The organism is Acinetobacter sp. UBA3025 (assembly GCF_002367915.1).
In the GTDB taxonomy this organism is placed as follows: domain Bacteria; phylum Pseudomonadota; class Gammaproteobacteria; order Pseudomonadales; family Moraxellaceae; genus Acinetobacter.
In genome coordinates this window covers 1-7,296 of record NZ_DFDO01000046.1, presented here as the reverse complement: position 1 = coordinate 7,296, position 7,296 = coordinate 1, and the positions used below count along the sequence as shown (strand labels likewise).

Below are 7,296 nucleotides of genomic sequence, written 5' to 3'. Positions count from 1 at the left end.
TTTGGCAACAAAGAAGGCTTGTTTAAGGCCATTTGCGATTATCGTCGTATCAAGTTTTTTGAAGATATCAGTATTCCGATCGAGCTGATGGCTCTGGATTTTCGTAGTTATCTGGTACATACGCTGCTTAATTTTTATCATCAGATCATGCAACCGGAAAATTCAGCCTTTATGCGTCTGGTGCTGGAACAGAGTCAGCGTAATCCGGAACTCGCGCAGCATATTCATGAACGAGGCCCAGTACATGTACAAAGTGCGATTGCCACGGCTTTAGAACAAGCAGATGCGCAAGGTTTATTGCATTGCGAGAATCCGCAATATTCGGCCCAGTTATATTTTGGCATCTTGCGTAATCTGGAATGGCGGATTCTGATGGGAATTCCGGTACAGGAAGATGATCAGGAAATCGACAAATACATCAGTTATTGTGTGGATCGATTTTTAGACGGTCATCAAAAAGTCTAGTTTTTTTGCATTTTTCATTGCTTATAGTATATTAGCCGATTCCGTATTTTTTCTTAAACTAACCAACAACTGATTGTTGATCGAGTTTTTCGGCAATTATTGTGGAGTAACGAATGGCTCTCCGTCACTTTCTCACCTTACGCGATTTATCAACTTTAGAACTTAACCAGATTTTGCAACGCGCAATTGAGCTTAAGCGCAAACAGCATAACAATGAAGTGTTCCAACCATTTGTTGGTAAAGTGATGGGCATGATTTTTGAAAAATCGAGTACCCGTACGCGTGTTTCGTTTGAAGCTGGCATGAGCCAATTTGGTGGTAGCGCAATTTTCCTGTCTTCACGCGATACCCAACTGGGTCGCGGTGAGCCAATTGAAGATTCTGCACGTGTGATTTCCAGCATGCTGGATATTGTGATGATCCGCACTTTCGGTCACGATATCGTAGAACGTTTTGCTTCTTATTCAAAAGTTCCAGTGATCAACGCTTTGACTGATGATCATCACCCTTGCCAGTTACTTGCTGACATGCAGACTTATCTGGAACATCGCGGTTCGATCGAATGTAAAACTGTTGCCTGGATCGGCGATGGCAATAATATGTGTAACTCTTATATCGAAGCAGCGCACATGTGGGGCTTCAAGCTAAAAGTTGCAGCACCGAAAGGCTATGAGCCTCAAGAACAGTTCCTGTCTGAATTCGCACACTGTGTAGAACTGGTCGATACTGCTGAAGATGCAGCAGTCAATGCTGACCTGATCGTCACTGACGTTTGGGCAAGTATGGGCCAGGAAGAAGAACAGAAAATCCGTGAAAAAGCTTTTGCGGACTATCAGGTGAATGAACGCCTAATGGATCTTGCACACCCAGACTGCTTGTTCATGCATTGCTTACCTGCGCATCGTGGTGAAGAAATTTCTGAAAATATGCTGGACCACAAAAATGCTGTGGTTTGGGATGAAGCAGAAAACCGCCTTCATGCACAAAAAGCACTGGTTGAATTTCTGTTGAATGAAAACCTGAAAAAAGACTGATTTCTTCAAAAATCTTCACAAATTAAGCACCAATCTCTGGTGCTTTTTTTGTTTCAGCTCTTATAATCAGAATTGAAACGACATAAAAAGTGATGCGATACAATGCAAAAAAAATATTGGGCTTTGGCACTCCTGGCAGGTTTTAGTAGTGCTGCTTTACCGGTGTATGCTTCTGAATTCGACCAGTATCTCCAAGGAAAAGGCATTCTGGACAGCAAGTTTAAAATTGAGAAAAAAGCTGAATTGAACGAACTGCTTGCCGTGCTGAGTGCGGAAGATTCCAAGACTTTGCCGCTACAGATCGATCAGAATACAATCATAGAGCAGTTACAACTTACTGCCAATAAAACCACACTTAAAGGCATGATCACGACACCCGACTTTAGTCAGTTTGAGAAGGACCTAGGCCGTAAAGAAGTCCTTAAGGTGATTCGTAATAATCTTTTAAATAACTGCCAGATCTTTTTTGAACATCGCTATCAGATCGTCAATCCTTATAAAATCGAACTTAGTCTCAGTTCCCAAACGCATACTTATAATGTAGATCTTTCTCAGAAAGACTGTAATGTAAAATAATCTTGTCTAAAATCAATAAAGGCAGCTTTAGCTGCCTTTTATATTTTGATAAATTCTATTTTGGTAAATATAAACAGACGGTCAACGGATCAAACCTTGTGGCTGTAATATAATAATCAGTGCTCCTAGAATGACCACAATTCCCCCAAGCAGGTCCCAACGTGAAAGGCTAACCTGATCAATGAATCTCAGCCACATTAATGCTGAGAAAATATAAATTCCCCCATAGGCGGCATAAATACGCCCAGAAGCGGCTGGATGCAAAGTCAAAAGCCAGACAAAAGCAGCTAAAGCTAATGCCGTCGGAACCCATAACCACTGGCTCTTCGCCTGATTTAAAATCAGGTAAGGAAAATAACAGCCCAAAATTTCCATCAATGCTGTTAATAAAAATAGAAAAAACGTAATTAAAAGCTTGCTAATCTGGATATCCATATATTCCGCTAAATCAGAAACTCTTTAAACCAAGAGCACATAAATTAAGGGCAAATAAAACAACAAAACCCGTGCGAACACGGGTCTGATGATGATCTATTCAATGATTAAGCTGGTTCAGCAGTCTGATCTTCGAAGACTTCAAGTTTCAGACCGACAGATTTACCATTTTCTTTCTTCACAGAAACTGAAACGTTACCACCATTTTCAGCCAGTTCACCAAACAGGATCATTTCAGCCAGTGGTTTTTTCAGATGTTCCTGAATCAGACGCTGCATTGGTCGAGCACCCATCAAACGGTCATAGCCATTTTCAGCCATCCATTCGCGTGCGCTTTGATCCACCTCCAGCACCACTTTCTTCTCATCCAGTTGTGCCTGAAGTTCAGTCAGGAATTTATCCACGACATTTTCAATAATGGTATTCGGCAATGCCTTAAACTGAATTACACCGTCCAGACGGTTACGGAATTCTGGCGAGAAGGCTTTCTTCATCGCTTCCTGATTATCATTACTGTTGTCCTGTTCCATGAAACCAATGCTGACGCGGGAAATACTTTCCGCACCAATATTAGTCGTTAGAACCAGTACCACATTACGGAAATCGGACTTACGACCATTATTATCCGTTAATGAACCATGATCCATGATTTGTAATAACAGATTAAATACATCCGGATGCGCTTTTTCGATCTCATCTAGAAGTAATACACAATGCGGATTTTTGTGAATCGCATCGGTCAGTAAACCGCCTTGGTCAAAACCGACATAACCTGGAGGCGCACCGATCAGACGAGAGACTGCGTGACGTTCCATGTATTCGGACATGTCAAAACGTACCAGCTCTACACCCAAAATTTTCGCCAATTGCTTGGTGACTTCAGTTTTACCTACACCCGTTGGACCTGCGAATACAAAGCTACCCACTGGCTTATCAGGCGATTTCAGACCCGCACGTGACAGTTTGATCGCAGAAGCCAAAGCTTCAATTGCTTCATCCTGGCCGAAGACTACACGTTTCAGATCACGCTCAAGGTTCTCCAGTACAGACTTATCATCTTTAGAAACCGTTTTCGGTGGAATACGAGCAATCTTGGACACAATGTCTTCGATATTTTCAACCGTAATCAGGCTGTCGTCTTGCTCAGCTTTCAAACGGCGTTGTGCACCGGCTTCATCAATCACGTCAATCGCTTTATCTGGCAAGAAACGGTCATTAATAAATTTCGCTGACAGCTCAACCGCAGAAACCAGTGCCTGATCGTCATACTGTACATGGTGGAAATCTTCAAATTTAGATTTCAGGCCACGCAAGATATCAATTGTTTCTGTAATCGAAGGCTCATTCACATCTATTTTTTGGAACCGACGTGACAAGGCATGATCTTTTTCAAAGACCTGACGGTATTCCTGGAATGTGGTTGAACCGATGCAACGCAATGAACCATTTGCCAATGCAGGCTTGATTAGATTCGATGCATCCATGGTGCTGCCCATGCTTGAACCTGCACCGATGATCATATGAATTTCATCAATAAACAGTACTGCATCTGGTTTTTTCTTCAAGGCATTTAATAGTTGTTTTAAACGCTTTTCGAAATCACCACGGTATTTAGTTCCCGCCACCAGTGCGCCGATGTCTAGGCTATAGATTTCAGCATTTTCCAGTGGCTTAGGTGCCTTGCCATTCACAATTAACCAAGCCAGACCTTCAGCAATTGAAGTTTTACCTACACCTGGATCACCGACTAGCAATGGGTTGTTTTTGCGACGGCGGCAAAGAATTTGTGCTGCCCGCTCAATTTCTTTCTCACGGCCAATCAATGGATCTGTCTTGCCGCGTTGAGCTTCCAGATTCAAATTGGTCGTATACAGCTCTAGTGGGCCAGAATTATTGGAAGAGGCCGATTCACCGTCCAGTTCTTCAATTTCTTCTTCAGACTGTACTTCGTCTTTACGCGTACCATGAGAAAGGTACTGAGTTAAAGTCAGACGGTTAATCTGATGACGTTTAAGCAGATAAACTGCAAAAGAATCACGCTCAGAATACATCGCAACCAGAATATCGGCGCCTTCTACAGTACGATCACCGCCACTGGATTGAACATGGAAAATTGCACGTTGCAAAATCCGGTCAAAACTTTCTGTAGGATGAGGTGCCTGATCACTATTTTCACCGAGTTTAGGGGTATGTTGTTCTACGTACTCTTCTAATTCTTTACGCAAAACGATAATATCTGCACCACATGCTTTTAAGGCATTCACGGCAGAATCATTGTCGAGTAAAGCTAATAATAAATGTTCTACGGTCAGGAACTCATGTCTCTTTTGACGAGCCATGCTGACAGCCAAACGTAGTGATACTTCTAATTGACGACTGAGCATGCAACCCCCTTAATCTTTCGGCTCAATCTGGCAAAGTAAAGGATGACCTTGAGATCGAGCGTAATTATTGACTTGGTTCGCTTTGGTTTCCGCAATGTCTCGAGGATAGACCCCAGCTACACCTTTTCCTTCATAATGTACAGTTAGCATTACTTGTGTAGCTTGGTCAAGATTCATTGCAAAGTATTGTTGTAAAATTTCAATTACAAACTCCATTGGAGTGTAGTCGTCATTCAATAATACCACTGCATACATCGGTGGACGCTTCAGTTCAGGAGGTGCAGTCTGGACTGCAAGATCAGCGTCATCATCGTGAAAAGGCTCGTCTGTTAAACGCGGGCTAATATGCCAATCAACCATGCCGGACTCGTAAAAAGAATTTTTGATCTCACTTAAACATTTTGGACGTTTATTGCTTGGCATACGATTTCTATTTCACACTTAATTTGCATTTGCTTCAGTTTTTGGAATCTCTGACAGGACTGTTGACTGGCTTTCAACAGCTTTCCCCTGATCCCAGCTAAAACGGCGAATCACAGGCTTAGCCCCTGAGAGACGCACTTCAATAAATTCTGGTTTGAAGCCTTTAGGCATGGTCCAGCGACCAGTCAAACGTTCATAATTGTCGAAATTAAAGTTTTTATCTTCAAGCGGCACGACCAGAATTTCAGTACCCTTAATCAAACGTAGCTCCACTGTACCAGAGGCGCGATTTTTGCCCGGGCTGACCTGAATCAGATCCAGCTGATATTCGAAGGCATTATCAGGCAAGGCTTTAATCCCCAGATGTTGAACTGTCAGCGCCAGACCACCGCGTTGACGCAAAATCTCACGATAGATCGTACCAACGCTTTCAGCCTGCTCTTGAGCATCACGCGCCTTATTTGCAGCCAGATAAAGATCATTAGCATTGCTAACGGCCAGATCACGTTCCTGTACCGCTGTATTCAGAGATTTATTCAGTGTTTCCAGACTAGTTTTCTGTTTTTGTACCACTTCAACCAGTTGTTCCGCATCCGCCTCAAAACCTACCGCAGTCAAACCTTGCCGATGCCCGACCGTATAGCCCAGCAAGCCACTACCCAGAATCAACACAGCAGCACCGATTACCAAAGGTGTATTGCCTTTCATCAATGGTTTCTTTGTAGAGGGTTCCTGGATCGTCATGTTTGACTCATTATTCGGCATTTTGATCTCTGTATACTTTGTTCAAGACACACATTTAAATCCAAATCTAAATGTGTGTGAAGTTCTAATACGTTTTTTATGGTAATAAACCAATATTATTCAAGCCTGCATTTTCTGCAAAGCCAAACATCAGGTTCATGTTCTGTACTGCCTGACCAGCTGCACCTTTGACCAGATTGTCCTGAGCCACCAGAATCACCAGCTTGGTTGGTTGTGGTTTGTATAGTGCAATACGCAACTGGTTAGCACCACGCACCGAACGGGTTTCTGGCGAACTGCCTGCTGGCATTACATCAACAAACTGTTCATTGGCATAGAACTGCTCGTACAGTGACTGCAAGTCAGCTGCCTGACCTGCTTCAGTCAAATCGATATAAATCGTTGATAACATCCCACGAATCATCGGCACTAGATGCGGCACAAACAGGATATGGTCAAACACGCCTTTTTGACCTGAAATGTTTTCTAATGCTTCTACGATTTCAGGATGGTGACGGTGGCCCGCAACGCCATAAGCCTTAAAGTTATCAGCATTTTCAGAATAGATCATGCCCAGGCTGGCTTTACGGCCCGCACCTGATACCCCAGATTTTGCATCGATAATAATGCTTTCTGGTTTTACCAAGGCCTCACTTGATTTTAATACTGGTGCCAGACCAAGCTGAACTGTCGTTGGATAACAGCCCGGATTACCAATCACACTCGCCTGTTTGATCTGGTCACGGTTAAGTTCAGACAGACCATAAACAGAATCTTTTAACACTTCTGGGCAAGCATGTTCCATGCCATACCATTTTTCGAACTGTGCCAGATTTTGCAAACGGAAATCAGCTGCAAGGTCAATTACCTTGGTATTGGCAGCAACAAGTTCTTCAGCATGTTTCATGGCAACGCCATGTGGTGTCGCGAAAAATACCACATCACATGATTTTAATAGATCAAGGCTGAGATCAGAAAACTGAAGATCCGTATGTCCACGCAGACTCGGGAACATGTCATCGACACGGCGGCCTGCTTCAGTACGTGATGTCAGTGCTTTAACCTCTACATTCGGATGTCGCAGTAATAGACGTAAAAGTTCAACGCCTGTATAACCTGTACCACCCACAATACCCACTGAAATCACGATGATTACCTCAAACTAGATGTTTCCTTTATGGGCTGTAGTATGACAGGAACTTGAGGTTTTCTAAACTGTTTCACTAGGGATTGAT

Annotated in this window: 8 protein-coding genes; 3 read left to right on the top strand and 5 right to left on the bottom strand. The window is 43.0% G+C overall.

The window, feature by feature from the left end:
- From B4J23_RS01885 to B4J23_RS01875, 3 genes are all read left to right on the top strand, one after another.
- Nucleotides 1-465: TetR/AcrR family transcriptional regulator C-terminal domain-containing protein (locus B4J23_RS01885; protein ID WP_291358609.1), on the top strand; the 465-nt coding region annotated here is incomplete at its 5' end.
- Between the two features lie 113 nt (nt 466-578).
- Complete coding sequence (gene argF, locus B4J23_RS01880) at nt 579-1,499, top strand: ornithine carbamoyltransferase (protein WP_175967524.1); 921 nt, start codon at nt 579-581, stop codon at nt 1,497-1,499.
- Between the two features lie 102 nt (nt 1,500-1,601).
- The gene (locus B4J23_RS01875; RefSeq protein ID WP_175967522.1) at nt 1,602-2,075 is read left to right on the top strand and encodes a hypothetical protein; all 474 of its coding nucleotides are present in this window, start codon (nt 1,602-1,604) and stop codon (nt 2,073-2,075) included.
- A gap of 81 nt (nt 2,076-2,156) precedes the next feature.
- Here B4J23_RS01875 and B4J23_RS01870 read toward each other — a convergent pair whose 3' ends face one another.
- From B4J23_RS01870 to argC, 5 genes are all read right to left on the bottom strand, one after another.
- On the bottom strand, nt 2,157-2,510 hold the full coding sequence (locus B4J23_RS01870) for a YnfA family protein (protein ID WP_291358608.1): 354 nt from the start codon (nt 2,508-2,510) through the stop codon (nt 2,157-2,159).
- A 107-nt stretch (nt 2,511-2,617) separates the two neighbouring features.
- Nucleotides 2,618-4,894, bottom strand: coding sequence for an ATP-dependent Clp protease ATP-binding subunit ClpA (gene clpA, locus B4J23_RS01865; RefSeq protein ID WP_005235391.1), 2,277 nt, complete (start codon nt 4,892-4,894; stop codon nt 2,618-2,620).
- Nucleotides 4,895-4,903: 9 nt separating this feature from the next.
- Nucleotides 4,904-5,317 (bottom strand): ATP-dependent Clp protease adapter ClpS, encoded by a 414-nt coding sequence (clpS, locus tag B4J23_RS01860; RefSeq protein ID WP_034170359.1) that lies wholly within the window; start codon nt 5,315-5,317, stop codon nt 4,904-4,906.
- Between the two features lie 18 nt (nt 5,318-5,335).
- Entirely contained in the window at nt 5,336-6,082 is a 747-nt protein-coding gene (locus B4J23_RS01855; protein WP_291358607.1) for a DUF6776 family protein, read from the bottom strand.
- Between the two features lie 76 nt (nt 6,083-6,158).
- Nucleotides 6,159-7,214 (bottom strand): N-acetyl-gamma-glutamyl-phosphate reductase, encoded by a 1,056-nt coding sequence (gene argC / locus B4J23_RS01850; RefSeq protein ID WP_291358610.1) that lies wholly within the window; start codon nt 7,212-7,214, stop codon nt 6,159-6,161.
- Between the last annotated feature and the right edge of the window lie 82 nt (nt 7,215-7,296).

Coding starts and splice junctions, on each gene's coding strand:
- clpA (WP_005235391.1), bottom strand. CDS start 4,894: ATGCTCAGTCGTCAATTAGAAGTATCACTACGTTTGGCTGTCAGCATG.
- B4J23_RS01855 (WP_291358607.1), bottom strand. CDS start 6,082: ATGCCGAATAATGAGTCAAACATGACGATCCAGGAACCCTCTACAAAG.
- B4J23_RS01875 (WP_175967522.1), top strand. CDS start 1,602: ATGCAAAAAAAATATTGGGCTTTGGCACTCCTGGCAGGTTTTAGTAGT.
- B4J23_RS01870 (WP_291358608.1), bottom strand. CDS start 2,510: ATGGATATCCAGATTAGCAAGCTTTTAATTACGTTTTTTCTATTTTTA.
- argF (WP_175967524.1), top strand. CDS start 579: ATGGCTCTCCGTCACTTTCTCACCTTACGCGATTTATCAACTTTAGAA.
- clpS (WP_034170359.1), bottom strand. CDS start 5,317: ATGCCAAGCAATAAACGTCCAAAATGTTTAAGTGAGATCAAAAATTCT.